This is a genomic window from Mixta mediterraneensis (assembly GCF_030283135.1).
GTDB lineage: Bacteria > Pseudomonadota > Gammaproteobacteria > Enterobacterales > Enterobacteriaceae > Pantoea > Pantoea mediterraneensis.
In genome coordinates, this window is record NZ_JASUAZ010000153.1 from 1 (window position 1) to 479 (window position 479).

Below are 479 nucleotides of genomic sequence, written 5' to 3' on the forward strand. Positions count from 1 at the left end.
GTGAATCGTACGGTCTTCGGATCGAGATCCGGGTTCGCGTCGTAGAGCGCTTCGCCGATTTCACGGCTGTCTGTCCACTTCAGTCCCATATTAATGCTCGCGTGCGTGGTTGATGGTGTAGCGTGGGAACTCCACGACCAGATCTTCATCGGTCACCGCAGCCTGGCAGCTTAAGCGGCTGTCTGGCTCCAGACCCCATGCTTTATCCAGCATGTCGTCTTCGTCTTCGGTGCTCTCGGCGAGAGAGTCAAAACCTTCACGCACGATGCAGTGGCAGGTGGTGCAGGCACAGGATTTTTCACAGGCGTGTTCCACTTCGATACCTGCACGCAGGGATACATCGAGAATAGTTTCACCGGTCTTCGCTTCCAGAACAGCGCCATCCGGACAGAGGTCCGCATGAGGCAAAATAACAATCTTTGGCATATTAAACCTCGTCCACGGACTGGCCTTTCAGCGCGACGCGGACAGATTTGTCC

Annotated in this window: 2 protein-coding genes; both read right to left on the reverse strand. The window is 55.3% G+C overall.

Annotated features, from left to right (window positions below; translation table 11 throughout):
* The coding region (locus tag QRY16_RS22010) for a Fe-S cluster assembly protein IscX (protein ID WP_289778069.1) at positions 1 to 89 on the reverse strand (89 nt) is incomplete at its 3' end.
* Between the two features lies 1 nt (position 90).
* Entirely contained in the window at positions 91 to 426 is a 336-nt protein-coding gene (gene fdx / locus QRY16_RS22015) for an ISC system 2Fe-2S type ferredoxin (protein ID WP_289778068.1), read from the reverse strand.
* Between the last annotated feature and the right edge of the window lie 53 nt (positions 427 to 479).

Excerpts from the sequence above, each read along its gene's own strand:
- fdx (WP_289778068.1), bottom strand. The coding sequence starts at position 426 with ATGCCAAAGATTGTTATTTTGCCTCATGCGGACCTCTGTCCGGATGGC.